The organism is Acidimicrobiales bacterium (assembly GCA_041394185.1).
Taxonomy (GTDB): Bacteria; Actinomycetota; Acidimicrobiia; order Acidimicrobiales; family Poriferisodalaceae; genus JAAETH01.
The window spans coordinates 1,132,680-1,157,360 of sequence record JAWKIQ010000001.1; the positions used below are offsets into that span (position 1 = coordinate 1,132,680).

The following is a 24,681-nucleotide window of genomic DNA, read 5'->3' on the forward strand; positions in this document are numbered from 1 at the left end:
TGCTCAGATCACTCCGGGGTGATTGAGAGCTTCTCGGCCCACATCGGGAGGCTCTCCTCGAAGTCGCGGTGGAACAGCAGGGCCGGCAGCATCGTCCGGTTGACGCCCGCCGCTTCGAGCTCTTCGACCGAACCGGCCGGGTCGTCACCCATCAGGCCTTGCACCGAGAACGTGATCTCGATCGCGTCGGGGTCGCGCCCACAATCGGTAGCGGTTTGGCGAACGATGTCTGCCAGTTCGACGATGTTTCCCTTGCCCGGGAAGAAGCCGTCGCCGAGTCGGCCAGCCCGCTCGGCGGCAGCGCGACTGTGTCCGCCGATGATGATGGGAACGGTGCCATTTGCCGGCTGCGGGTAGGACGACACACCCGAGAAGTCGACATAGTCGCCGTGGAACTCGACCGAGGGCCCAGACCACAGCGTGCGCATGGCCGCGATGTACTCGTCGGTGCGCTTGCCGCGGTTCTCCCACGGTATTCCGAGAGCATCGAACTCCTCGCGCAACCAGCCCACGCCAACACCCAGCTCGACGCGACCCTCGGTCAGGTGGTCCAGGGTTGCGACCTCCTTCGCAAACACCACCGGGTTGCGCTGAGGCAAGATCACAATGCCTGTGCACAGCTTCATGCGCCGGGTAGCCGCACCAACCCAGGTCAGCCACACGATGGGATCGGTGAGCTTCGACTTGGGATGAGCCGGCATCTTGCCCGACTGGTCGTAGGGGTACGACGAGCCGTAGTTGTCGGGAAACACCACGTGCTCGACAGTCCACAGGCTCTCGAACCCGGCCTCTTCGGCCGCGCTGGCAAACGCCGCCGCCCTCTGGCCGTCTGGGAAGACGGTGTTGGCGAACATGATTCCGCACTTCATGGGATTACCTCTCGGAGTTGGTTCTGGCTTCTTCTTGAACGCGCTTGGCGTTGCCCGAGACGAACTTGACCAGGTCGGGCTCGCTCATGCCGGCTTCGAGGAACCGGGCGCACAATTCGGCGAATTGGGAATAGTCGCGAAACCACGGACCCATGGCGAAATGGAGGTGGTCTGTGGCCCAACCGACGTGGTCGATGCCGGCGACCTCGACCATCGCCATGACGTTGGCCACGAACGCATCGGCGTCGGCAGCCCCAAACGGCGCGTCCACGGCCCAGGTGCCGACCATCCCGCCCGTCTCGGCGACCATCCTGGCGTGCTCCTCGGTGATCCAGCGGGGGTGAGGCTCGACGTCGATTCCGTGGGCCGCGGCGCAGGCCATCAGGGTGTGTGAGAGCGTAATCGGCCCCCCGGCAGCCTCAGCCATGTCGGCGGTCGACGCCAGGCTGGCGTGTGCAGCATCGATGACCATGCCGTTGGCCCTGGCCAACCGCACCGCCTCCTTGCCCAGATCCGACAGGCCACCATCCGCCGGCGGATCGGTCTGGCTGTCACCCAGCTTGGTGCGTACGTAATGGATTGGCTGGAACTTGGTGATGCCGTCAGAGGCCAAGATCGCTATGCGTGACAGGTCGTCCTCGACCATGTGTGCACCCTCGATCGACAGCAGAACCGCCAGCCGGCCTGCGTCGTGGATTCTTTCGAGGTCGGCGACGCTGCGTGCCACCGTGAGGGGCATCATCTCGCACAGAGTGGCCAACTGCGACAACATGCGCTGATACTCGGCCCATGCCTCTCCAGGCTCGTAGTCGCGCAACCGATTTCCGGGCGCACCCATCTTCATCACCGGGATGTCGCTGGTGAGGTTGATCGAAGCGCTGCGGCATCCCGCTGCCAGCATCTGATCGATGATGGTCGCCAGACCGTCGTCACCGGGGTACAGGTCGGGCGCCAGGCCGCGCACCTCCCACAGTCCCAGATGAGTGTGGAAGTCGAGCGCACCACGCTCGGCCAGCAGGTTCATGGCGCGTTCGACCGAATGCGGATCGGGTCGCCCAGAAGAAGTCACCAAAGCCTCCGATGGTTGTGGTCAGCCTCTGCCCGCATCTTTGCGACAACAGACGCAATGCGAACACCGAAGCCAGTGGCTTGCCGCAAAGATGCGGGCACTAACACCTCCGAAGACACGGCCGGTGGCCGAAGCACCCACCGTGCGGCTCAGCCATTCTTCGGCAGTTCGCGGAAGGGGGTGTCTGCCGCAGGGCCGGGCTCGCGCGGCAGGCCCAACACCCGCTCGCCGATGATGTTGCGCTGCACCTGGTCGGTGCCGCCATAAATCGACGGACCGGGCGAGAAGATCGCCGCCTCTTGAATGAGCCCGCCCGTCGCGCTGGACCGCCCCATGAGCATGGCGTCGGGCCCGATCACAGAAAGACCAACCTCTCGGAACTGCCGATACTGCTCGCTCATCTGGAGCTTGCCGATGTTGCCCTCGGCACCGGTGCGCTGATTGGCGTCTTTAGAGCGCAGAGCGTTCAGTCGGTTGATCTCGAGCAGCGAATGAAGACCCACCAGCCGCTGGCGGATGACCGGGTCGACGATCTTGCCGTTCTGACGGGCGATACCGACGATCTGATCGAACATCGACTTGCCCACTCCCACGACGCCACCGCCCCGGGCCTGGGATGCCTTGGCCACCACATCACCACACTTGCGGTCGAGGTTGCCCGCTATCTGGCCGGCCGCACACTGGGGCATGGAAGCCGACCCGGTGCCCAGGCTGGCTCGCTCCCACATCAGGGTGGTGTTAGCAACCCGCCAGCCATCGCCCAGGCCGCCGATAGCTGCCGCTGCATCGACCCTGGCATCGGTGAGGAAGACCTCGTTGAACAGGGCTCGGCCGGTCATCTCGCGAAGTGGCCTGACATCGACGCCCGGCTGGTTCATCTCGATGGCGAAATACGAGATTCCCTTGTGCTTTGGAGCGTCGGGGTCGGTGCGGGCGATCAGCATGCCCATATCTGCGATGTGGCCGCCCGAGGTCCACACCTTCTGGCCGTTGACGATGAACTCGTCGCCGTCGCGGTCGGCCTTGGTGTTCAGACCGGCCAGGTCAGATCCGGCGCCTGGCTCGGAAAACAGCTGACACCAGGCCTGCTGGCCGTTCAAGATCGGAGGCACGAAGCGCTCGATCTGCTCGGGTGTGCCGTGCGTGGCGATCGTGGGTGCGGCCAACATGGTGCCCAAGCCGGTGGGCGGGCTGATGACCCCCTTCGATGCCAGCGCCCGGCTGACAGCCTGGGCTTCGGGTCGCGAATAGCCGCGACCGCCTGCCTCTGGCGGCAGCATCGGATGCGACAGGCCCGCGTCGGCAAGCCGCTGCCACCACTGCGCGACGGTGGCGTCGGGGTCCCAGTTGTCGTCGACCCATGCCGCAACTTCTCGTTCGATCGCTTCGCTCACCAGACCTCCAGGCGTACCGTTTCGTCGCTCGATGATGCACCATCGCGCATGAAACAGGCCAGAATCGACTACTGATCTCGGCCAAGATGACGACTGGAAAGCCCATGGACTGCCTTCGAGAACTACTCAGCGAACGCGACGTGCTGCTCGTGGACGGGGCGATGGGCACACGGCTGTTCGAGACGGGTCTCGAACCGGGCGATGCACCAGAGCGAATGAACCTGGACGCCCCCGCCGCGGTCACCGACGTGCACCGCGCCTACGTGGCCGCGGGATCAGACATCGTTCTCACCAACTCTTTCGGGGGTACCCGGTATCGGCTGGCTCTGCACTCGCTCGACGATCGCGTGGTCGAGATCAACGCCGCAGCAGCGCGCAACGCCAGGGCCGCAGCCGACGAGGTCGACCGCAAGGTGCTGGTTGCCGGTTCTGTGGGTCCCACCGGCGAACTGCTGGTGCCCATGGGAAGCCTCGAACCCGACGCAGCCCGCGCCGCATTCGCCGACCAGGCCAAGGGTCTGGCAGAGGGCGGAGCCGACATCATCTGGATCGAGACCATGAGCTCGCTCGAAGAGGCCGAGGCCGCGGTCGAAGGCGCGCGGTCGGTCACGTCGCTGCCGATCGTCGTGACCATGAGCTTCGACACAGCAGGACGCACGATGATGGGCGTCACCGGAACGATGGCCGCAGAGCGGTTCTCGGCCATGGGCGTCACAGCGGTGGGTGCCAACTGTGGCAACAACCTCGCCGACACCGAGGCCGCCGTCGCAGAGATACGGGCCGCGGCCCCCGACCTGTTGGTGGTGTCGAAGGCCAACGCCGGCATACCCCAGTGGGTCGGAAGCGAGCTGCACTACAGCGGCACACCAGACGTCATGGCCGCCCACGCCCATCGGGTCAGGGGATTGGGGGCTGAGATAATCGGTGGCTGCTGCGGCAGCGCTCCCGAGCATCTGGCTCACATGCGCAAGGTTCTCGACGGCGACATCGACGTACCAGAGGTCGAGGTCGGTGTCGCGACGGCTCGGGCCGAGGAGTCCGGCGAGCGAGCCGCTAGACGAGCACGCCGCAGGCGCTAATCTGGCTCCGTTCGGCCCGCTCCGGCCGCACCCGACGGGTGCCGCCGCCCGCGTCGAACAGACAAGGAGCTGAATATGCGAATCCTGTTCGCTGACGCGATCGAAGAAGATCGCCTCGAAACGCTGCGCGCCGCCGGCCACGAAACGGTCGTGGATGCTTCACTCAGCGCAGACGAACTGCCCTCGGCCATCGGCGGGTTCGACGTGTTGGTGGTGCGGTCGACCAAGGTCACCGCCGACACCATCGCATCGGCCGATCGATTGGGCCTGATCACCCGAGCAGGCGCCGGAACCGACAACATCGACATCGACGCCGCCTCGCAGCGCGGCATCTATGTGTGCAACGTTCCAGGCCGTAACGCCATCGCCGTGGCCGAGCTGGCGATGGGCCTGCTGCTGGCCATCGACCGCCAGATACCCGACAACGTCGCCGACTTGCGCAACCAGGCGTGGGACAAGAAGCGCTACACCAAGGCCGACGGCATCTACGGCAAGACCATGGCCGTGATCGGCCTCGGCGAGATCGGGCTCGCAGTGGCCGAGCGCGCAAAGGCGTTCGGCATGACGGTGCTGGCCGAGCGCAAACCACGCACGGCCGACGCATTGGCACGCATTCGTTCGACCGGGGTGCAACTGGTCGATTCGCTCGACGAGATGCTGAGCCAGGCAGACGTCGTCAGCTTGCACGTTCCGAAGAGCCCGGCCACCACGGGTATGGTCGACGCCGCTTTCCTGGCCAAGTTGCCCGCCGGAGCGATCCTGTTGAACACCGCCAGGGGCGACCTGGTGGTCGGGCAAGACCTGCTCGCCGCACTCGACGCCGGCCTGCGCGCCGGTCTCGACGTGTACCCGAACGAACCGGCCGCATCGCAGGGTGCGTTCCAATCGACTCTGGCGACGCACCCCAGGGTCGTCGGCACTCACCACATCGGCGCCTCGACCGAGCAGGCCCAGCGAGCCATCGCCGAGGGCACCATCGATGTCATCGAGAACTATGCCGCCGGCCGGGTCCAGAACTGTGTGAACCTCATCGACGAGGCGCTCGGCACCTGTGTGTTGTCGGTGCGCCACGTGGATCGGGTTGGGGTTCTGGCCAAGGTGTTCGCCGATCTGCGCAACGCCGGCTGCAACATCCAGCAGATGCAGAACCAGGTCTTCCTCGGATCGGCAGCCGCAGTCGCCAGCATCAACGTAGAAGGCGAGCTGTCGCCAGAGCTTCTAGCCAAGATCGAATCCGACGACGACATCATCGCCGTGTCGGTAGCCCACTGACCCGGGCCCAACAGGAGAATCACACATGAATCGTGCCCACAACTTCTGCGCCGGCCCCTGCACGCTGCCGGTTTCGGTACTCGAACAACTCGCCGACCAGATGGTCGACTTCGGCGGCAGCGGGATGTCGTTGATCGAGATGAGCCATCGCTCCGACGAATACGACGCTGTCCATCACCACACGCTCGACCTGCTCCGCCGGCTTTGCGCCGTGCCGGACGACTTCGATGTGCTGCTGCTGCAAGGCGGCGCCAGCCTTCAGTTCGCGATGATCCCGATGAACCTGTTGGGCGCGGGCCAGACCGCCGGCTATGTCGTCAGCGGCAGCTGGGGTAAGGCGGCCCACTCGGACGCGACCCGTTGTGGCGATGTCTACGCCGCGTGGCATGGCGAGGCCGACGACTACACGCGTATGCCGTCGGTCGACGAGATCGAAGTGCGCGACGGCACCAGGTATGTCCACGTCACGTCCAACGAGACCATCGGTGGCATCCGCATGCCAGAGCTTTTCGGTCTCGACGTTCCGCAGGTCGCCGACATGTCCTCGGACTATCTGACGCGCGAGATTCCGTGGGACAACTACGACCTCGTCTATGGCGGAGCACAAAAGAACTTGGGCCCTGCCGGAGTGGCTGTGGTTTTCGTGCGCAAGTCGGTTCTCGAACAAGGGCCGAACAACCTGCCCAAGTACCTCGACTTCAAGGTGCACGCAGACGCCGACAGCCTGGCCAACACACCACCGATGTTCTCGATCTGGGCCATGGGCCTGATGCTCGAGTGGATCGAAGCCAACGGGGGAGTGCCGGCCATGCAGGCCCGGGCCGCCGAACGCTCGTCGATCCTGTACGACCTGATCGACTCGAGCGACGGCTTCTATCGCAGCCCGGTGGCCCGCAGCGATCGTTCGCACACCAACATCGTGTTCCGGCTCGCCGACCCAGACATGGAGAAGACCTTCCTGAACGCGGCCGAAGAGCTAGCGCTTCTGAACCTCAAGGGTCATCGAAGCGTCGGTGGGATCAGGGCCAGCATCTACAACGCACTGCCCACCGAATCGGTCGAAGCCCTCGCATCGTTCATGCGCAGCTTCGCCTCAGGGGGTGATTGATGGCCCGCATCAGCCCAGTCGAGGTCAGGTTCGTCAAGGACGAGTTCTCCCGAGAGGTTCCCTCGCCGCCACACGACGCCCTGACCCCGGCCGAGCGCCGGGCCCACATCGCCCAGCACCCGCTGTCGTATCTGGCCGTGACGCGTGGCCCCGAAGATGCGTCTCCCGATTCGCCCGAGACCGACGAGGAGTTGTTGGTGGCCGGCAAGGAGGCCCTCGATCGATTGCTCGACGAGGGCGTGTTCTGCGACCTGCGCCAACCTGCGATGTACGCGATCAGGCTGCGCACCGCCGACCACACCCAGACCGGGCTGCTGTGTGGTGTGTGGGCCAAATCTCGGGCCACCGGGCAGCTGCGGGCCCACGAGGAGGTCCGCGGTAGTCGACGCGATCACCTGGCGAAACACCTGAAGGTGGTGGGTCACCAATCGAGCCCCGTCGTGGTGGCCCATCGTCCGGTCGCGTCCATCAGCGCCGAGATCGAGGCCGCCACCAGGCACGAGCCCGTGCTTCATCTCGAGTCGCCCGACGGCCTCGACCAGACGATCTGGGAGGTCGATGCAGGGGCAACGGAGCGCCTGGTGCAGGCCCTCGACGGTGTGCCGCTGTACATAATCGACGGCCATCACCGCACCGGCGCCTCAGAAGTGATCGCCGAGAGTGGTGGTCCCGATGCCCAGTGGGTGCTCAGCGCGATCTTCCCCGAAGACGAGATGCGCAACTATTCGCATCACAGGTGGATGCACGTCGACGACGCCGAGGCGACACTGGCTCTGATCGAGAGCTCGCTGGCCAGCCACCGGGTGACGGTTCACGAGGTCGAGCGCCGCAAGCACGGCCAGATCGGCTTTTATGGAGCAGGGCGCTGGGTGCTGGCCGAGTTGCCAGGAGCGTTCACCGACACCGCCCTCGACGTGCTCGAGCCGGTTCGCTTCGACCGTCTGATCACCGACCTGGGGCTGGGTGCGGTGCCGATGCATTATCTGCCGGGCACCCGTTCGCTGGCCGATCTGGCCGCCACGGTCGATGGCCATGGCGGCATGCTGTGCGCCATGAACCCCATCGACATGGACGAGTTGTTCGCAGTCGCCGACGCCGGGCAGATCATGCCACCCAAATCGACATACTTCTCGCCCAAGGCCCGGTCGGGCGTCATTTTGCGCCCAGTCGATCAAGGCGCCCGGGCTCAGGGGTGACCGGGCCACGCGGGCGGCTCGACGTTGTCGCCAACACCACTGCGGGTGGCGGCCAGGCAATGGTGATGGCACAGCGGGTGGCAGAAGCAGCAAGACTCGGAGGGTTCGACCCGCACGTGCACTCGCCCTCGTCGGCTGCTGAGTCGCTGGAGGTCGCCCGAGAGGCCGTGGCAGGGCATAGCGACCGTGTTGTGTGCGTCGGTGGCGATGGCCTCGTACACGCCGTCCTGCCGGCACTGGTGGGGTCTACGACCGCATTGGCCATCGTGGCGGCCGGAACAGGAAACGATGCGGTTCGGGGCCTGGGACTGCGAAGCTCACCGCTAGCGACACCCGGCAGGGCGTTGGACAGGTCGATCCGGTTGGCGCTTGGCGCTTCAGGGCCGTGCGACGTGTTGTGCTGCACCCCGCTGAACGAGCCCAGCCGGTCAATACCGGTGCTGACCATCGCAGCGGCCTGCTTTCCCGTCGATGTAAACCGGCTGGCAAACACCATGTCGCGCCCTCGCGGCTCGCTGAGGTACACGATCGCCACACTGCGCGAGCTTCCGCGCCTGTCGGCTCGAGAGCTGACGTTGACCCTTGATCGCGGGTCGGCGTCTCGAACAGAAGCGGTGTCGTTGCTGGCGATCGCCAACACCCACAGCTTCGGCGGGGGCACGAAGATCGCACCAGACGCCGCCCCCACCGATGGTCTGGCCGATGTGGTCGTGGTGGACGATGCGCCCAGGCGCGACTACCTGAGGTTGCTGCCCGCGGCCTTGTTCGGCCGCCACACCAAGAACCGCCACGTACAGGTGTCGAGGGCCAGTTCGGTCGTCATCGAGCCGACGTCTGATGCGCTCGAGCTGTGGGGCGACGGCGAGCCCGTGTGCCCGCTTCCGGCCCGGGTCGAGGTGCTGCCCGCCGCACTGTCAATCTGCGGCATCGACGTCGCAAGTTAGGCCCCAAGGGCCATGATGGACTCATCCATCGGGCCCTGGCCCCATATCAGTGAGAAGATGATGACTCCAAGCATCCTTGTACTCAACGGTCCAAACCTGAACCTGCTCGGCACCCGCGAGCCCGACATCTACGGATCGGGCACCCTGGCCGAGTTGGTCGACGGTTTGAAGGCTGCGTACATCGGGCGTGCCGAGATCGTCGACTTCCAGTCCAACATCGAGGGCGAGCTGGTCTCGGCTATTCACGAGGCCGACGGCAAACACGACGGTGTGGTTCTGAACGCAGGGGCCTACACGCACACCAGCATCGCGTTGCGAGACGCAATAGCCGGTGTGGCCGTTCCGGTTGTCGAGATCCACATCTCCAACGTTCACCAGCGAGAGAGCTTCAGGCACACCACAATGCTGGCCGGTGTGTGCCTAGGACAGATTCTGGGCTTTGGGCGGGTCAGCTACTCGCTGGCCGTCGAGGCCCTTCTGCGCCACCTGAAGGACTAGGGCCAAAATGCCGAGGGCCGCTCCGACATGTCGTCGGGGCGGCCCTCTGGTCGTTTTGGTTGGGACTGCAGCTCAGTCGAGTGTGAGCTGCTCCATGAGTTCCAGCTTGCGGTCCTCGAAGGTGTCGAAATCGATCTCGTCGGCCTCGAACTGGCGGTGCAGTTCTTCGACCTGGGCCAGCAATGCCGCCGGGTCGGCAGCGACGTTGGCCTCGAGCTTTTCTTGGCTCGCGGCTTCTGGATCGTCTTCGCGAGCCATGCGGCGTGCCCGCTTCAACTCGGCCTTTTCCTTCTTGGCGCGATCACGCTGAAGCTTCCCGTAACTGGTCCTGCTCGTTGCCATGTTCGCCTCCTCGACTCGTTCAACACGTGCCGACTACGGACCGCGTCCGAGCCCACCACTAGTGGTGAGCCAGTGCGACCCGATGTCGCTACCGGTCTGCGCAACGGCGACGCCGACACCCGCTCGACGGGCGCGTCAGACAACGACGCGAAAACCGGAAAACCCGACTGTAACAGTCCAGTCGGCCAAACACACGCACCCTGGAGTTTGAGATAGGTCACACGTATGAGCGACACCGAAGGTAGCGAGGAGGTGTCACCGACGAGCGGCGCAGACCAATGTGCGTATGAGCGACACCAAAGGTGTCGCGAACTAGCACCTATAACTCAGTAGTACCAGGGGAACGCAGACCAGTCCGGGTCGCGCTTTTCGAGGAAGGAGTCTCTGCCCTCGACGGCTTCCTCGGTCATGTAGATGAGGCGTGTGGCCTCGCCGGCGAACACTTGCTGGCCGACCATGCCGTCGTCTGCGAGGTTCATGGCGAACTTCGCCATGCGCTGGGCGGTGGGGGAGTTGGAGTTGATGTCGCGCCCCCACGACAGGGCGAACTGTTCTAGCTCGGCGTGGGGCACCACCGCGTTGACCATGCCCATGCGGTGGGCGTCGTCGGCCGAGTACGAGTGCCCGAGGAAGAAGATCTCGCGGGCGAACTTCTGCCCAATCTGCTTGGCCAGGTATGCCGATCCGTAGCCGCCGTCGACGCTGGCCACGGCTGTGTCCGTCTGTTTGAAGATGGCGTGCTCGCGGCTGGCGATGGTGAGGTCGCAGACCGAGTGCAGCGAGTGGCCTCCGCCCACGGCCCACCCGGGCACGACGGCCACCACGACCTTGGGCATCATGCGGATGAGGCGTTGTACCTCGAGGATGTGCAGCCGGCCGGTTCGGGCCGGGTCGATCGAGTCGCTGGTCTCGCCCTCGGCGTACCGGTAGCCGTCCTTGCCCCTGATGCGTTGGTCGCCGCCCGAGCAAAAGGCCCAGCCGCCGTCCTTGGGCGAAGGGCCGTTGCCGGTCAGCAGCACACATCCGACGTCGGAGCTCATGCGGGCGTGGTCGAGGGCGCGATAGAGCTCATCGACGGTGTGGGGCCGGAAGGCGTTTCGTACCTCGGGCCGATTGAATGCGATCCGCACCGTGCCCTGGTCGAGTGCCCGGTGATAGGTGATGTCGGTGAAGTCGAACCCTTCGATCTGGCGCCAGGCCGTGGGGTCGAAGATCTCGGAAACCTTTTGCACGTCGCTCACATCGGCGAGCATAGGTGCACGGCCGCTGCGGGCCAGACCCGGAAGCGTGCTGTGGCCGCCGGGCGTTCGTAATCAGTGTTCGTGTGGATGGTCGTGGCCGTGATCGTCGACGATGTGAACGGGCCCACCCTCGCCGGTCTCGAGCACCCTCAGCCCGTAGGCCTGTCGCAATACCGACGGCACCAGGATCTGGTCGGGTGGGCCGGCGGCCACGAGCCGACCCGCCAACAGCGCCACCTGGCTTGCGTGCCGGCATTCTTCGAGATGATGCGTCGACAACACGATGGTGGTTCCCTGGGCGTTCAGTTCGCCGAGCAGGTTGACGATGAGATCCTGGCTGGGCCCATCGAGACCGGTCAGCGGCTCGTCGAGCAGCAGCAGCTGGGGTTCTCGCGCCAGCGCCTGGGCGATCAAGACCCTTTGTCTCTGCCCGCCCGACAGGGCGCTGTATTGGCGCGCTGCCAGCCCCGCCACCTCCAGGCGCTCCATCGCATCAGCAACAACCCGCCGGTCGTGGGCCTTGGAGCCGCCGCCCTTGGCCGTGCCAAGCAGGCTGCCGCTCGTGGACCTGCCCAGCAGGCCCTCGAAACGTCCCATCCGCACCACCTCGGCCACGGTCAGCGGCATCCAGCGCTCGCCGGCGTGGTGCTGCAACACGTAGCCCACCCGCCGGGCCGCAACCTCGATGCTTCCCACCGTCGGGTCTAGCAGCCCGGCGATCAGGTGGAGCAGGGTCGACTTGCCCGATCCGTTGGGGCCGACCAGCGCCGTCGTGGTCCCCTGATCGACTACGAGATCGACTGAGTCCAGTGCCATCACGGCCCCACGTCTGACGGTTGCGCCCGATATGGCGATGGCTGCGGCTGGTGGCACCGGACAAGTGTGGCCCAAACACGGGGGCGAACAAACCGGCCATGTCTTCAATGACGGCCCATAGCGGTCGACAGCCCTTATCGTGTTGGCCGTGTTCACCGTCGATTCGATGTCGCTACTGTTCGCCTTCTTCACCCTTGCGGCAAACGCTGCTGTTGTCGCGATCGTGGTGGCGGCGGTTGCAGCACGCTCGGGGTCGGGGCTGGCGAAGCGCTTCTTGCACGACCTGGCTCCGCTGGCGTTGCCGTTTGCCGCCGCTGTGGCGCTGGTTGCCTCGGTCGGCAGCCTCTGGATGTCGACAGGCGGCAACCTGATTCCGTGCCGTTTCTGCTGGTTCCAGCGCACCATGATGTACCCGCTAGGCGTGATGCTGCCCATAGCTGCGTTCAGGCGCGATCTGTCGGTGGCGCTGTACTCGTGGGTCATCGCAGGCATCGGGCTGGCAATCTCGACATACCACTACACCATCGAGTGGAAGCCCGAATGGGGCTCAGACTCTTGCGACGTGGTCGTGCCGTGCACCGTCGCCCTGTTCCGCCGCTTCGGCTTCATGTCGCTGGCCTACATGGCCGGCTCGGCCTTCCTCGCCGTAATCGCCCTTGTGTGGGTTGCCCGCCAAAATCGCCGCTCGGCCGCTACCGTCAGCGCCTGAGATCTCTCTCACCCAGGAGACCTTCCTATGTCCGATAAACCCACCCATTACGACGCCGATGCCGGGCCATCCAGGGGCACCTGGATCATCCTGCTGGGGGTTGTCGCCGTGCTGGCCATAGGCGGCGTCATCGCCATCGCCATGTCTGGCTCCAGCGCCGACGAGAGCCCAGCTCTGGCAGACATCGAACCGGCCGTGGTGTCGGGCCGCGCCCTTGCGATATTCACCGACAGCTCCAACGACGAAGCGGTGGGCAAGGAGATCCCGTTCGTCGAGGGCGTCGACTTCGACGGTAACGCCCAGGTCCTCGAGCCCACTGGCCAGCCGATGGGCATCGTGTTCCTGGCCCACTGGTGCCCCCACTGCCAGAACGAGGTTCCCGTAATCCAGAACTGGATCGACGACGGCGGCCTGCCCGAAGGAACCGAGATCCGCTCGGTGGCCACGGCAATCGATGCCACCCGGGCCAACTACCCGCCCGACAACTGGCTCGACTTCGAGGGCTGGACCCCGCCGGTTCTGGTCGACATCACCGGCCAGGTGGCCGACGCCTACGGCCTCAGTGCGTTCCCGTACTGGGTGTTCGTCGATGGTGAAGGCAGGGTCGTGCAGCGAGCCACCGGCGAGCTGGGTGCCGACGAGGTCGCCCGTATCCTCACATCGATCGGCTAGGCCTGGGGCTCTGCCGGAACCACCCCGCAGGCCTTTGCAACCATCGCCAAGACTGCATCGCTGACCAGGCGCTCTTGGACCTCGCGTCCATCGGTGCGCTCGAGCCGCAGGTGCTGCGCTATCACTGCGCCATCGCCCACCGCTGCTATGTGGGCCCGGTCGCTGCCACGACGGTCGCGAAGTGTGGCCAGCGCGGCTGTGCATGCAACCCCGAACACCGGCGCGTGGCCCGCGGCAAGCTCGACCGCTCGCCGGTGGGCCACCATCGCCATGTCGAGGGCGGCCTCGGCATCGGCTCCGCCGTCGCTTCGGTCGAGCCAGCCGGCCAAAGCGGTGCGCGCGTACGGAACCGTCGCCTCGAGCACCGTTGAAGATGCGCCGGCAACGCCCAACAACTCGCCGATGGCGGTGGCGCCACCGCCGGTAACCACCAGCACGATCATCGCTGGTGTGGCGTGGATCTGCTCGATCATGGCTCGGGTCTGGTCGCTCATCTGTGCTTCCGCGTGGCTCGGACGATTACTATTGCCGCTCGCGCCCGGGCGGGCGCGACAACACTTCGTTGAGACTCTAGGGGGACACCGTGAGCGACATTCCAGGCTACGACGTCGCTGCCGTCGAGAACTGGGCCGCGCAGCACACGTCGCTGGTGCCACCCTTCAGCTGGGAACGCCTGGAGGGCGGCCACTCGAACCTCACCTACCTGATCGCCGACACCCACGGCGTCGAGGCCGTCATCCGCCGCCCACCCGAGGGTGAGCTGTTGCCCAAGGCCCACGACATGGGCCGCGAGTTCAAGATCATCTCGGCGCTGCACGGCCGAGGGGTTCCTGTAGCCACGCCACACGCATACTGCGAAGACCCGTCGGTGACGGGCGCCCACTTCTACATAATGGGCAAGGTCGGGGGCCGGGCCCTGTACACCGCCGACGATGTCGTCGATTGGATTCCCGTCGAGAACCGGCCCAGGGTCGGCATCAGCTTCATCTCGACGCTGGCAACCCTGCATTCGCTCGATCCGGTAGATATCGGCCTCGGAGATCTGGGTCGTCACGACGGCTATGTTCAGCGACAGCTGCGCACTTGGTACGGCTCCTGGACCTCGTCTGCCGAGGCTGCCGAATACGACGACGCACGCATCCACGCCCTGCACGAACGTTTCCAGGCCGAGGCACCCACGCAAGGCCCGGCCAGGGTCGTACACGGCGACTTCGGCCTGCACAACACCATGATCGACTCAGACGGCAGCCTCGTGGCGGTGCTCGACTGGGAGATCGCCACCCTGGGCGACCCACTGGCCGATTTCGCCTATTCGCTCAACGCCTGGTCGACGCCGGCCAGCCCGGCAGGCGCCGACACCCAGCCGCCGACCACGGCCGAGGGCATGGTCGGGCCCGAAACGCTGGTCGAGGAATACCAGCGCATCACGGGTGCCGACCTGAGCCGTCTCGACTTCTATCGGGCCTTCAACTATTTCAAGACCGCGTGCATCATCCACGGGGTCTACGCCCGCTATCGCAGGGGACAAAAGAGCACCGAGGGCATCGACATGCCCCACCTGCTGAGCCGAGCCGTCATGGCAATCGACAACGCCGAGGCTGCGGCCAGCTCGATGTGACTCAGCCGGCGGCTTCGGCGGCCGCCCTGGCAGCCGAGATCTTGGCCGACGTCAGGCGAGGCGCCGCGTACACCAACAGCGCCAGGTGCAGCACACCCGACACCACCCAGGGCAACCTCAACGCCGTGGTGCGGCCGAACGGACCGTCGGCCAGAGCAACCAGCAGACCCCCGGCAAACGCACCGATGGGCATCATTCCCCAGGCAAAGAATCTGTAGACCGAGTTGACGCGCCCCAGCAGGCCGTCGGGGATTATCGACTGTCGCAACGACACCGTGATGACGTTCCAAACCACGGCCAACACAGTCGATGTCGCAAACAACGCCCACACCACCAGCCAGTGGCCTGCGAAACCTATGGCTGCGCTGATGACACCGCTGCCCACCAGCACCAGGAACAGCGCCGCGCCCTCGCCGATTCGTTTGGCGATTGCCGATGCTGCGAACCCGCCCAGAACGCCGCCCAGCGCACCACCCGTGCCCAGCAGCGCGAACTCGGTGGCCGACGTGCCGAGAACCTCTTGGCCGAAGAGCACCAGCACCGCGAACGGAAGCGCGCCGAGCGCGTTGAGCACTCCGAGGGTGATCGCCAGCGGCCGCAGCAGCTCGTGGCTCCAGAGCCAGCGCACGCCTTCGACCAGTTCGGTGCGCCAGGGCGCTCGTTCAGCCGTCGACTTGGGATGGAACTGCCCAGGAATCGAAGCCACCAGCGCGGCTGCCACGGCAAAGGTCGCGGCATCGAAGAAGAACGGCGCCGCGAACGCGACCCCGATCAGGAGGCTACCCAGCGGCGGTCCGGCGAAGCTGTTGGCGACCTGCTCGGCGCTCCAGAGCCTGCCGTTGGCCTTCTCGAGGTCGTCCTTGGCGACGATTGCAGGCAGGAAGGTCTGGCCTGCGTTGTCTCGCAACACTTCGGCGAAGCCAAACAACACTGTCGCCACCAGCAGCACCAGGTACAGCCCAACATCGGTGCCGACGATGTTCTCCAGTTCGTCAGCTCCGGGCAAAGAGGCGCTGCGCCATGCCACGACGGCAGCGACGCCCAGGGTCAGCATCCCCCTGGTGAAGTCCATCACCACCATCAGGCGCTTGCGGTCGACGCGGTCGGTGATGACACCGGCGGGAAGCGAAAAGAGCAGCCACGGAAGTCGCTGAGCAACGGCGATGAGCGAAATCAGCGTCGCGTTGCGCGTGATAGCCGATGCCAACCACGGGTAGGCGATGAGAGCGACGCCGTCGCCCAGGTTGGGGATGGTGCTGGCCGCCACCAGGCGCGCATACGATCGATTCACCACCGGCAGTGTCTAGCGCCCGCCGTGTGGGTGTGCACCGGTTATTCGCCGCCGGGGTCTTCGGTCACGAAGTCGATGAGGCGTTCGACCGAGTTGATCAACGACACGTCCAAGTCGGTGAACGAATCGACCCTGGCCACGATCTGACGCCAGAACTCGGGCGGCGAGCCGACGCCGAGAGCCCGGCAGACGCCCGTCTTCCAGTCGGTTCCAATGGGAACCCTCGGCCACGCTTCGATTCCCACGACCGACGGCTTGACCGCCTCCCACACATCGACGAACGGGTGACCCAGGATCAGGGTGTGGGCCTGGTCGACGGCGGCCGCCAGCCGAGTCTCCTTGGTGCCCTCGACCAGGTGGTCCAGCAGCACTCCGAGCCTTCTGGTCGGGCCCGGCTCGAACCCGGCGATCATGGCCGCCAGATCGTCGGCGCCATGCATCGGCTCGATCACCACACCGACATGGCGCAGATCGTCACCCCAGATCTTCTCGATCAACTCGGCGTCGTGAATGCCCTCGACCCATATCCGCGCGGCCCTGGCGACTTTGGCCTTGGCTTTCGGGTCCGCGATCGACCCCGACCGTGTGGTGTGGGCGCCCGCGGGGTCGGGTGCAGGCCGGGGCGGCACCAACGACACGTTGCGACCGTCGATGCGGAAGGCTCCGGGCAAGCGCCGCAATGTCGACACCTTCCCGTCGGCCATGCGGAGCTTGACCGACGACGATGAGACCGACACGACCTGTCCGCGGCGACCGCTTGCGTTGTGGAACACCACCAGGCCCTTCGTTGCTTGCACTTCGGGGTACGAAGACGGGTGCCTGCGCCTGAAGTCGTCGATGCTGCCGGCCAGGATTCCCTGTGTTTGCCAGCGGGGGGTTTGTGTTCTCACCACGCCCGACGAAGGTACCGAACACTGGATACCGGAGGGGGTTTGTCCGACAGGTACCGAAAGTGACGGACTAGCCACCTCGGGTGGGTGCTTCGTCACGCACAGAAACCGGCTTCCCACGCTCTGCGAGATGATGGGTTGCCGCCTCGCACAGGGTACGGGCGATGATCAAACAGTCGAGGACGCGCAGGACACGTGCAATCGTCGTCGGGTTGGCAGCCTGCGCGGCCTTCGCCACCCTGCTGCTGGGCTCCGACGTCAACGATTCGAGCGCAAACGGCGCCCAGAGCCTGCAGAACGCCGAGCCCAGAGCCGACACGCCGGTCGCCACCGACGGGCGCGTGTACGCCGGCGCCCAGCAGGGCGACCGGATCATCGTCGGCGGCACGTTCACATCCGTCGAGCCCACCAGCGGAGCCAGCGCCATCGCCCTGGCCAACATGTACGTGTTCGACGTCAACACAGGCACGCTCGACCCGCACCAGTTCACGGTCAACGACCGGGTCAGCGTTGTGATTGCGGCGGCCGAAGACGACCACGTCTTCGTCGGTGGATCGTTCAGCGACATCGACGGCACCGCGCGTCACAAGCTCGCGAAACTCGACCTCGACGCCGGCGTGGTCGACCCCGTATTCGTCGCCCACACCAACGCCCAGGTGAAAGATCTGGTCTTGGTGGGCAATACGCTCTACCTGACGGGCGGCTTCACCGAGGTCAACGACGTGCCCAGGCTGGGGCTGGCCGCCGTGGATGCGACCACAGGCGAGGTTCGAGACGACTTCGACTTCCCGCTCGAGACCTACATCGGCCAGGTCGCTGGCACCGCCGGGCAGCGCATAGGGGCCACACCGGACGGATCGACCCTGGTGGTCATGCACCGCGCCAAGTTCGTGGGCGGACAAGAGCGTCGCGGGGTTGCCATGATCGACATCGGCACCTCACCACCCGCTTTGCTGCCGTGGCAGACCGACTTCTGGGACGCCACCTCGGTGGTGTCGATCGTCGACGGCGAGGTGTCTCCCGATGGCACCTACCTGGTGGTCAGCGGCGGCTGGGGCGACAGCCCACCGTGGCGAGATACAGCCACCGCGTTTCCGGTCGCGGGAGGCGCCAACACGCAGCCGCTGTGGGTGACACGCAACCACGACTCGACCTTCGCCCTTGGTATCGACAACAACGCCGTCTACATCGGTGGGCACTTCTGCTGGACCGAAGGACCCACCACAGCCGAGCCGTGGGGCAATCCGGCACCTGTCGGCAAATGCCCCAACAAGACTCGCAACGACCCCACCGAGGTGTATCGAGACACCTTCGCCGCGCTCGACCCCGCCACCGGCAAGGCCATCAAGTACGCCCCCGACACCGACGCCCGCAACGGCATTCGCAGCATCGAGGTGATACCGGCGGGCCTGCTGGTGGGCGGCGACCAGACGTGGACAGCCGACGTGCGTACCGGCCGCATGGCCTTCTTCGACATTCGAGACGCCCGAGAAGACCTGGCCCTGTCGGGCAGCGCCACCCAGTCGTCGACCTGGAGTGGATATGGCCCCGAGCTGGCCATCGACGCCAACCGCGACAAGCAGCTGTTCACCGGCACCATCGCCGCGACCGAGAACGAAACCCAGCCGTGGTGGGAGGTCGACCTCGGCGCTTCGCACGACATTTCTGAAATCTCGCTGTGGACCCGCACAGATTGCTGCCAGGACGAGTTCTCCGACGTGTGGGTGTTCACCAGCAACCAACCGTTCGCCAGCACCGATCCGGCCGTTCTGGCAGGCGATCCAAACGTCGACGCCACCCTGCTCGCCGGCCCCCAAGACCGCAAGGTCACGGTCCAGGCGTGGACTCAGGCGCGCTATGTCAGGGTGCAGCTGGACGGACAGGGCCAGCTGTTCTTGTCCGAAGTCGTCGTGTACCAGAACACCGGAACCGGGCCAGACGACACGGTTGCACCCTCGGTGGTCTTCGCCACGCCGGCCGACGGGGCAGTGGAACCAGGCCCCGACGTCGAACTGGTCGGCTCCATCGGCGACGACGTCGCAGTGGGTCAGGTTCTTGTGGGTATCCGCGACCGCAACACGGGCGACTGGCTGCGATCCGACGGATCGTTCGGTGCCTGGCACCAATTCGAGGCCAGCGTGTTGGCCCCAGGTAGCTCACAGAGCGACTGGAGCCTCACGGTGCAGCTGCCACCAGGGTCATACTCGGCGTTCGTCAACGGCAGCGACCAGGCGGGTAACGCCGCCCCAGAGGCCAACAACAAGTTCCTCGTCGGGTTGGACGATCAGGCACCCCAGCTGGTGGTCGACACCCCGACCGCCGAGGCCGAACTGCCGGCCGGCACCATCGTGCTCGGCGGCACGGCCACCGACGACACCTCGGTCAGCTGGGTACGAATCGCGATACGAGACCGAGAATCGAAACAGTGGCTGCAACCGGACGGAACCTGGGGCGCATGGACACAGCTGCAAGCCCAGCTCACCGAGCCCGGCGCGACAACCACCGGTTGGAGCCTGGCCGTCGAACTGGCCCCAGGCTCGTACCGTTTGTTCGCAACCGCCGCCGACCAAGCCGACAACGTCAGCCCCGAGCTAGCCCGAGCCTTCAGCTCTGCTTAACTCCGCTTCCGTCGAGCCTTCAGCGGTTCTTGATGGCGGCGTCGACGGCCAGCACCTGACGGGCATTGTCGACGTGCAGGTTCTCGATCATCCGTCCGTCGAGGGTGCAAACACCCTTGCCCGCCGCCTCTGCCTCGGTGAAGGCCTCGATGACACGCTGGGCATACACGACGTCATCTTCGGAAGGTGACCAGACCTCGTTGCACGGCTCGAGCTGGCTGGGGTGAATCAGCGTCTTGCCGTCGAAACCCATCTGCCAGCCCTGCACACACTCGGCCCTGAAAGCCTCGCCGTCTTTGACATCGTTGAACACGCCATCGAGGGCCGTAATGCCATGCCTTCGCGCCGCCAAGAGCGCCGAGGCCAGATGAACCAACAGGGGAGCCCGACCAGGCACCAGCTGGGCCCTCAACTCCTTGGCCATGTCGTTGGTGCCCATGACGAAACAGTCGACGCGTGGGTGAGCCGCGATCTCGTCGACGTTCATGATCCCCTCGGGCGTCTCGATCATCGCCCAGATCGCGACGCCGGCGTCGGCGCCGGCAGCATCCATGACCGCTGCCACCTGGTCGATGTGGGCACTTGACGCGACCTTGGGGATGACTATCGCCGACGGGCCCGCTGTCGCAGCCGCAGCGATGTCGTCGGCGCCCCAAGGTGTGTCGAGCCCATTGCAACGGATGGTCAGCTCGCGATGGCCGTACGAACCCGACGCCACGGCCGCAACCGCCTGATCGCGCGCCATGGGCTTGGAGTCGGGAGCCACGGCGTCTTCCAGATCGAAGATCAACGCGTCGGCATCGAGGGTGGCCGCCTTCTCGAGTGCACGAGAGTTGGCAGCGGGCATGTACAGGACGGAACGTCTTACTCGCATTGGTACCTCAGGCTTGGGGTCGTGTCTGGCCGGCGGCTCAAAAGCCGTACAGCTCGGCCAGCTCGGGGTCGCGTTCTGACAGCTGGCGGGCCAAGCCCATCACCACGTGGCATTGCTTGACCGAGGCGTCGTCTTCCATCTTGCCGTCGAGCATGATGGCACCCGTGCCGTCGCCCATCGCCTCTATGACGCGGCGCGCATGCTCTACATCGGCGGGGTCGGGTGAAAACACCCGCTTGGCGATGTCGATCTGGCTCGGGTGCAAGCTCCACGCTCCCACGCAGCCCAACAGGTAGGCGTTGCGGAACTGATCCTCGCAGGCGACTCCGTCGGCGATGTCGCCGAACGGGCCGTAGAACGGCAAGATTCCGTGGGTGACACACGCGTCGACCATACGCGCCATCGTGTAGTGCCACAGGTCTTGCTGGGCGGTGGCTCGCGGGGCGTCGGCGTCTGCACCCGGATCGGCACGCACCAGATAACCCGGATGACCTCCACCCACCCTGGTGGTCTTCATGCGCCGGTTGGCAGCGAGGTCGGCGGGGCCAAGCGACAGCCCCTGCATACGCGGCGATGCACCACAGATCTCTTCGACGTTGGCCACCCCGCGGGCCGTCTCGAGGATGGCGTGCACCAGGATTGGGGTCTGCAAACCGGCCTTGGCCTCGAGCTGGGCCAGCAGGCGATCGACGTAGTGAATGTCTTCAGGGCCCTCGACCTTGGGAACCATTATCACGTCGATGCCACCGTCGGTCTCGGTCACCGCAGCGATGATGTCGTCGAGACCCCACGGCGAGTCGAGGCTGTTGACGCGGGTCCACAGCTGGGTGTCGCCCTTGTCGAGCGTGCGCGCACCTCGACCATGCCGGCGCGGGCGGCTTCCTTTTGGTCACCGGGAACACCGTCTTCGAGGTTGGCCAACAAGATGTCGACCTTCGGAGCCAGATCGGCCAGCTTCGAACGGACCTTCTCGTTCGATGCCGGGAAGAAGTGGATCATGCGCGACGGCCTGAACGGCACCTCGTGAACCGGCTCGGGGGCACCTACGGCCAGCGGGCGGAAGAAGTCCTTTGGGGGGCGCATCGCACTTCCTTGAGAATGGGGGACACCTAGCCCCGAAAGACTAGGCGCCTAGAACGCCTGCAACCCACTCGATCGTGCGGGCCTGCACCTGGGCCCTGACATCTGGCGGCGACAGCCACAGATCGTGCAAACCACCGACGATTGTCTGGATGGTCACATCGGGCCCCAGCGCCGGCGCCCAGCGATGAATCTGACCTACGTCGAGAACACCGTCAGCGCACAACAACTCGGGCGACCAGCGGTCGCTGGGGGCCGACCGGTCAGAGTGCTGCACCAGAACCGGAACCTCGATGGCGAGGCCACGATGCACCTCGGAATGCGCCCGGCCTATGGCCCTGACCCAGCCAGGCTGCACCGGGTCGCCCTCCGGCGGCTTCCATGCCAGGTCGAAGTCCCACTCGCCGCGAAGCGACGAATGAATCGACTCGAGGTAATACGACGGCCCGGCGGCCACGTCGAGATGCGGCTTCAGGTGACCCAGCCGCTTGGCGACCTCCCACGCAACGCGCATCAGCGGGGGCAGCTTCACGTCCAGCCACGGACTGTTCAGCACCACAGCGTCTATCGAGTGACGAAGTGGGGCCGCGGTGGGCGTAGATGGAAGCCACCAGGCCGCCGGTGGAGTGCCCCAGCAACACAACCCGGCGGTGGTCGCGGGCCTCGGCGATGGCAGCGTCGACCTCTGGCCAGAAGTCGTCTATCGACGCGACGAAGTTTCGACGGTTACCAGGTCGCAGCGAGCGTCCGTGCCGGCGCAGGTCGACGGCCACGAGGTCGAGCCGGCCCGGTCGAAGGCGTCGGCCATGTGTACCTGGAAGTAATAGTCGGCGAACCCATGGATGTACACGACGACGGCCTCGTGCCTGTACGGGCGACGTCACCAGGGTGGCCGCGATGTCGCCGTCGAAGGCAGTCCCAGGTCGATCGTTGCGGCCTCGTGGCCTTCCAACAGGTCGGGCTTCCAGCTGTGAGCGGTGGGCATTGCAGATGTCGGGTGCGCCAGGCCTGAGCCGGACGCTCGCGCCAGACGTTCACGGCCAGGGCTGCCATACAGATCGCAACCCCGAGGATGACGTCGACCAGGTAGTGGTTGCCCGTTACGACGACAACGGCACCCATTATCACCGCCGGAACCAACAGCAGCACTTTCGCCAGGCGGCTCTGCAACACCGGAAAAGCAGCACAGCACTGAGAGCGACCCAGCCCACGTGGAAGCTGGGGAGAGCCGCGTTCTCGTTGATGAGCCAACTGGGGTGGGCGATGTAGTTGTGCCTGGCCGCCTCGTTGACGGTGTCGACGTAGCCGCTCAAGAACCGCGGCGGCGCCACCGGGAACATCGCGAACACCAGCAGGCCCACCAGGCCCGAGACGAACAGCGAGTTGCGGTAGCGCCTGAACAGGTGACGGTGGCGGAAGTACGTGAAGACCAGGGTGGCGATGATGACCGGCCAATAGGCGAATGCGTAGATCCAGTTGGCGATCGACACCAGCCAGTCGTGGTCCAAGGCCATCTGCTGGATGTTGGCCTCCCACTCGAGACCGGCAGCTCTTTCGAATCGCAACAGCAGCGAAGCATTGTGCTCGGCCGTGTGAGCCTCGCCGGCGGTGATGGCCCGCACGGCAAGGTACGCGACCAAGCCGCCCCCGATGATGACGACGTTGCGCAAGATGTTGCCCAAATGACCGGTCAGCTGACGGGACTGCACCGACGGCCGCCCGACGCGCTGAACCCTACGCTCGAACGCGCTTGGTCGAACTCGTGGCTGTCGAGATCGGTGCTGACGGGTTCTGTGGCGTCTGGCGACGCTTCGGGCTTGGGTCCGCGGCTCATGCCAGCCTCAGGGGCGGTCGCCGAAGTCGGGGCGTTCGGTGCGGGTGCGCTTGAGTTCCCAGAATCCAGGGACGGTCGATATCTTCACCAAGCCGTCCCACAGGTCTAGTGCGGCCTGGTCGTTGGGCACCCTCGTGATGACGGGGCCGAAGTAGGCGACCTTGTCGCCCAAGAGCGTTCTCGAAGGCGATGATGGGGGTTCCGATGTCGGTGCCAGCCAGGTCGAGGCCCTCTTGCATGGCTTGACGAATCACCGGATCCCAAGTCTGGGCATCGTCGGCTGCAGCGGCGTGCGACACGTCGATGCCCGCAGCTTCCAAGATGCCCTCGGGCGTGATCTCGTCGCGTCGGCCATCGTGATGAATCTGACGCCCACATTCCCAGTAGAACGCCTGCGCGGCCTCGTTGCCCAGCGAGGCCTTTACCGACTCGAAGACGCGCAGCAGCCTGTGCGTGGCATAAACCGGCGACGTTTCGTCGTCGATCTCGTTCTTGAAATAGAGGCTGATCGACTTCCACTCGACGTCGAGATTGCGCTCTGGTGCAACAGCATCGACGACCCAACGGGCCGTCACCCAACACCATGGTCATATGGGATCGATGTAGAAGTCGACCTTCATCTCGACCGCACCCCCTCGTGAAACGAACTCGCTCAGCCTATCCACGGCAAGCGATCAATCCGGCACAATTGGTCGGGTGAGGCCGATCGTCGAAACACCGATGCAGACGCGTTGGCAACGAATGCGTGTCTGGGTGTTGCCCTGCGCAATCTCACTTGTGGTTCTGGCCGCGGTGTTGGGTGCGGTCGCAACAGTGGTGTTCGACGTGGTGACCATCCGCGACTCGTCCAACCCGGGCGAGTTCCATCAGGACCAGAAGGTTCTGGTGAACACCCGTGGGAACCCCTCGCACAGCGACATGGTGGTGTTCACCAGGCCTGGCACCGACCGAGACTGGGTGGGCCGTGTGTTGGCGGTGGGCGGTGACTCGGTTTCCATCGCCGAGGGCGGCCTGTTCCTGAACGGCGTGCCGGTCCGCGAGGCCTACCTGACCAACGACGACCCGGGACCCACTCTGGAGCCGTTCATCGTGCCCGCCGGATCGGTCTATGTCCTCACAGACGACCGCCGGCACGACTCGATGAGCGCCATGGGAGTGCTGCCGCTGACCCAGATTCGCGGGACCGTCAGCTTCGGGCTGTGGTTCGGCTGATCGGCCAACTCGCCGAACCGACGCATCGACCAAATTGACGGCGGTCGCTCAAGAC

Annotated in this window: 27 protein-coding genes; 12 read left to right on the forward strand and 15 right to left on the reverse strand. The window is 65.5% G+C overall.

Annotated features, from left to right (window positions below; translation table 11 throughout):
- Positions 1-8: 8 nt before the first annotated feature.
- From R2770_05305 to R2770_05315, 3 genes are all read right to left on the reverse strand, one after another.
- Entirely contained in the window at positions 9-869 is an 861-nt protein-coding gene (locus R2770_05305; GenBank protein MEZ5279869.1) for an LLM class F420-dependent oxidoreductase, read from the reverse strand.
- Between the two features lie 4 nt (positions 870-873).
- Positions 874-1,938, reverse strand: coding sequence for a membrane dipeptidase (locus R2770_05310; GenBank protein ID MEZ5279870.1), 1,065 nt, complete (start codon positions 1,936-1,938; stop codon positions 874-876).
- 149 nt (positions 1,939-2,087) lie between these two features.
- Entirely contained in the window at positions 2,088-3,332 is a 1,245-nt protein-coding gene (locus R2770_05315) for an acyl-CoA dehydrogenase family protein (protein ID MEZ5279871.1), read from the reverse strand.
- Between the two features lie 104 nt (positions 3,333-3,436).
- On the opposite strand from R2770_05315, the gene bmt reads away from it, so the two are divergent.
- The 6 genes from bmt to aroQ all read left to right on the forward strand — a co-directional run bounded on the left by bmt (position 3,437) and on the right by aroQ (position 9,429).
- Positions 3,437-4,411, forward strand: coding sequence for a betaine--homocysteine S-methyltransferase (gene bmt, locus R2770_05320; GenBank protein ID MEZ5279872.1), 975 nt, complete (start codon positions 3,437-3,439; stop codon positions 4,409-4,411).
- A gap of 75 nt (positions 4,412-4,486) precedes the next feature.
- Positions 4,487-5,683, forward strand: coding sequence for an NAD(P)-dependent oxidoreductase (locus tag R2770_05325; protein ID MEZ5279873.1), 1,197 nt, complete (start codon positions 4,487-4,489; stop codon positions 5,681-5,683).
- Positions 5,684-5,708: 25 nt separating this feature from the next.
- On the forward strand, positions 5,709-6,791 hold the full coding sequence (gene serC / locus R2770_05330) for a 3-phosphoserine/phosphohydroxythreonine transaminase (protein ID MEZ5279874.1): 1,083 nt from the start codon (positions 5,709-5,711) through the stop codon (positions 6,789-6,791).
- Entirely contained in the window at positions 6,791-7,987 is a 1,197-nt protein-coding gene (locus R2770_05335; GenBank protein MEZ5279875.1) for a DUF1015 family protein, read from the forward strand. The genes serC and R2770_05335 overlap by 1 nt, the downstream gene beginning before the upstream one ends.
- Positions 7,984-8,931: a diacylglycerol kinase family protein gene (locus R2770_05340; protein MEZ5279876.1), complete on the forward strand. Its 948-nt coding sequence runs from the start codon at positions 7,984-7,986 to the stop codon at positions 8,929-8,931. Before R2770_05335 ends, R2770_05340 begins: the two co-directional genes overlap by 4 nt.
- Positions 8,932-8,988: 57 nt before the next feature.
- The gene (gene aroQ, locus R2770_05345) at positions 8,989-9,429 is read left to right on the forward strand and encodes a type II 3-dehydroquinate dehydratase (GenBank protein MEZ5279877.1); all 441 of its coding nucleotides are present in this window, start codon (positions 8,989-8,991) and stop codon (positions 9,427-9,429) included.
- Positions 9,430-9,501: 72 nt separating this feature from the next.
- Here the strand turns inward: aroQ and R2770_05350 are convergent, their stop codons facing one another.
- The 3 genes from R2770_05350 to R2770_05360 all read right to left on the reverse strand — a co-directional run bounded on the left by R2770_05350 (position 9,502) and on the right by R2770_05360 (position 11,885).
- Complete coding sequence (locus R2770_05350) at positions 9,502-9,771, reverse strand: hypothetical protein (GenBank protein MEZ5279878.1); 270 nt, start codon at positions 9,769-9,771, stop codon at positions 9,502-9,504.
- A 326-nt stretch (positions 9,772-10,097) separates the two neighbouring features.
- Positions 10,098-11,012 carry a 1,4-dihydroxy-2-naphthoyl-CoA synthase gene (locus R2770_05355; protein ID MEZ5279879.1) on the reverse strand — a complete coding sequence of 305 codons (915 nt, stop codon included), beginning with the start codon at positions 11,010-11,012 and terminating at the stop codon, positions 10,098-10,100.
- A 72-nt stretch (positions 11,013-11,084) separates the two neighbouring features.
- The gene (locus R2770_05360) at positions 11,085-11,885 is read right to left on the reverse strand and encodes a metal ABC transporter ATP-binding protein (GenBank protein MEZ5279880.1); all 801 of its coding nucleotides are present in this window, start codon (positions 11,883-11,885) and stop codon (positions 11,085-11,087) included.
- A 91-nt stretch (positions 11,886-11,976) separates the two neighbouring features.
- On the opposite strand from R2770_05360, the gene R2770_05365 reads away from it, so the two are divergent.
- Positions 11,977-12,537, forward strand: a complete 561-nt coding sequence (locus R2770_05365) for a disulfide bond formation protein B (GenBank protein ID MEZ5279881.1) — start codon at positions 11,977-11,979, stop codon at positions 12,535-12,537.
- A gap of 27 nt (positions 12,538-12,564) precedes the next feature.
- A complete protein-coding gene (locus tag R2770_05370; GenBank protein ID MEZ5279882.1) occupies positions 12,565-13,209 on the forward strand; it encodes a thioredoxin fold domain-containing protein in 645 nt (214 codons plus the stop codon).
- Here R2770_05370 and R2770_05375 read toward each other — a convergent pair.
- Complete coding sequence (locus tag R2770_05375; GenBank protein ID MEZ5279883.1) at positions 13,206-13,703, reverse strand: hypothetical protein; 498 nt, start codon at positions 13,701-13,703, stop codon at positions 13,206-13,208. The two genes, R2770_05370 and R2770_05375, sit on opposite strands and share 4 nt — an antisense overlap.
- Positions 13,704-13,792: 89 nt before the next feature.
- On the opposite strand from R2770_05375, the gene R2770_05380 reads away from it, so the two are divergent.
- On the forward strand, positions 13,793-14,827 hold the full coding sequence (locus R2770_05380) for a phosphotransferase family protein (protein MEZ5279884.1): 1,035 nt from the start codon (positions 13,793-13,795) through the stop codon (positions 14,825-14,827).
- A 1-nt stretch (position 14,828) separates the two neighbouring features.
- On the opposite strand, the gene R2770_05385 is transcribed toward R2770_05380, so the two are convergent.
- Positions 14,829-16,118, reverse strand: coding sequence for an MFS transporter (locus tag R2770_05385; protein ID MEZ5279885.1), 1,290 nt, complete (start codon positions 16,116-16,118; stop codon positions 14,829-14,831).
- Positions 16,119-16,159: 41 nt separating this feature from the next.
- Positions 16,160-17,011, reverse strand: coding sequence for a DUF3097 family protein (locus R2770_05390; protein MEZ5279886.1), 852 nt, complete (start codon positions 17,009-17,011; stop codon positions 16,160-16,162).
- Between the two features lie 161 nt (positions 17,012-17,172).
- Between R2770_05390 and R2770_05395 the strand changes: the two genes are divergently transcribed.
- Positions 17,173-19,626: a discoidin domain-containing protein gene (locus R2770_05395; protein MEZ5279887.1), complete on the forward strand. Its 2,454-nt coding sequence runs from the start codon at positions 17,173-17,175 to the stop codon at positions 19,624-19,626.
- Between the two features lie 19 nt (positions 19,627-19,645).
- On the opposite strand, the gene R2770_05400 is transcribed toward R2770_05395, so the two are convergent.
- Genes R2770_05400 through R2770_05415 form a run of 4 tightly spaced genes read right to left on the reverse strand, consistent with a single transcriptional unit; the run spans position 19,646 to position 22,136 of the window.
- Complete coding sequence (locus tag R2770_05400; GenBank protein MEZ5279888.1) at positions 19,646-20,500, reverse strand: CoA ester lyase; 855 nt, start codon at positions 20,498-20,500, stop codon at positions 19,646-19,648.
- Positions 20,501-20,537: 37 nt separating this feature from the next.
- Positions 20,538-21,323 (reverse strand): CoA ester lyase, encoded by a 786-nt coding sequence (locus R2770_05405; protein ID MEZ5279889.1) that lies wholly within the window; start codon positions 21,321-21,323, stop codon positions 20,538-20,540.
- The gene (locus R2770_05410) at positions 21,260-21,583 is read right to left on the reverse strand and encodes a hypothetical protein (GenBank protein ID MEZ5279890.1); all 324 of its coding nucleotides are present in this window, start codon (positions 21,581-21,583) and stop codon (positions 21,260-21,262) included. Before R2770_05410 ends, R2770_05405 begins: the two co-directional genes overlap by 64 nt.
- Before the next feature lie 40 nt (positions 21,584-21,623).
- Positions 21,624-22,136 (reverse strand): hypothetical protein, encoded by a 513-nt coding sequence (locus R2770_05415; protein ID MEZ5279891.1) that lies wholly within the window; start codon positions 22,134-22,136, stop codon positions 21,624-21,626.
- A 34-nt stretch (positions 22,137-22,170) separates the two neighbouring features.
- On the opposite strand from R2770_05415, the gene R2770_05420 reads away from it, so the two are divergent.
- Entirely contained in the window at positions 22,171-22,404 is a 234-nt protein-coding gene (locus R2770_05420; GenBank protein MEZ5279892.1) for a hypothetical protein, read from the forward strand.
- 300 nt (positions 22,405-22,704) lie between these two features.
- Here R2770_05420 and R2770_05425 read toward each other — a convergent pair whose 3' ends face one another.
- Positions 22,705-23,289: a phosphatase PAP2 family protein gene (locus R2770_05425; protein MEZ5279893.1), complete on the reverse strand. Its 585-nt coding sequence runs from the start codon at positions 23,287-23,289 to the stop codon at positions 22,705-22,707.
- A 121-nt stretch (positions 23,290-23,410) separates the two neighbouring features.
- A complete protein-coding gene (locus tag R2770_05430) occupies positions 23,411-23,989 on the reverse strand; it encodes a hypothetical protein (GenBank protein MEZ5279894.1) in 579 nt (192 codons plus the stop codon).
- Between the two features lie 121 nt (positions 23,990-24,110).
- On the opposite strand from R2770_05430, the gene lepB reads away from it, so the two are divergent.
- Complete coding sequence (lepB, locus tag R2770_05435) at positions 24,111-24,626, forward strand: signal peptidase I (GenBank protein MEZ5279895.1); 516 nt, start codon at positions 24,111-24,113, stop codon at positions 24,624-24,626.
- The last annotated feature ends 55 nt before the right edge of the window (positions 24,627-24,681 follow it).

What these genes read in the sequence shown, in the direction of transcription:
- R2770_05305 (MEZ5279869.1), bottom strand. Translation starts at nt 869, where the DNA reads ATGAAGTGCGGAATCATGTTCGCCAACACCGTCTTCCCAGACGGCCAG.
- bmt (MEZ5279872.1), top strand. Translation starts at nt 3,437, where the DNA reads ATGGACTGCCTTCGAGAACTACTCAGCGAACGCGACGTGCTGCTCGTG.
- R2770_05325 (MEZ5279873.1), top strand. Translation starts at nt 4,487, where the DNA reads ATGCGAATCCTGTTCGCTGACGCGATCGAAGAAGATCGCCTCGAAACG.
- serC (MEZ5279874.1), top strand. Translation starts at nt 5,709, where the DNA reads ATGAATCGTGCCCACAACTTCTGCGCCGGCCCCTGCACGCTGCCGGTT.
- R2770_05335 (MEZ5279875.1), top strand. Translation starts at nt 6,791, where the DNA reads ATGGCCCGCATCAGCCCAGTCGAGGTCAGGTTCGTCAAGGACGAGTTC.
- aroQ (MEZ5279877.1), top strand. Translation starts at nt 8,989, where the DNA reads ATGATGACTCCAAGCATCCTTGTACTCAACGGTCCAAACCTGAACCTG.
- R2770_05350 (MEZ5279878.1), bottom strand. Translation starts at nt 9,771, where the DNA reads ATGGCAACGAGCAGGACCAGTTACGGGAAGCTTCAGCGTGATCGCGCC.
- R2770_05370 (MEZ5279882.1), top strand. Translation starts at nt 12,565, where the DNA reads ATGTCCGATAAACCCACCCATTACGACGCCGATGCCGGGCCATCCAGG.
- R2770_05375 (MEZ5279883.1), bottom strand. Translation starts at nt 13,703, where the DNA reads ATGAGCGACCAGACCCGAGCCATGATCGAGCAGATCCACGCCACACCA.
- R2770_05395 (MEZ5279887.1), top strand. Translation starts at nt 17,173, where the DNA reads ATGATCAAACAGTCGAGGACGCGCAGGACACGTGCAATCGTCGTCGGG.
- R2770_05400 (MEZ5279888.1), bottom strand. Translation starts at nt 20,500, where the DNA reads ATGCGAGTAAGACGTTCCGTCCTGTACATGCCCGCTGCCAACTCTCGT.
- R2770_05410 (MEZ5279890.1), bottom strand. Translation starts at nt 21,583, where the DNA reads ATGCGCCCCCCAAAGGACTTCTTCCGCCCGCTGGCCGTAGGTGCCCCC.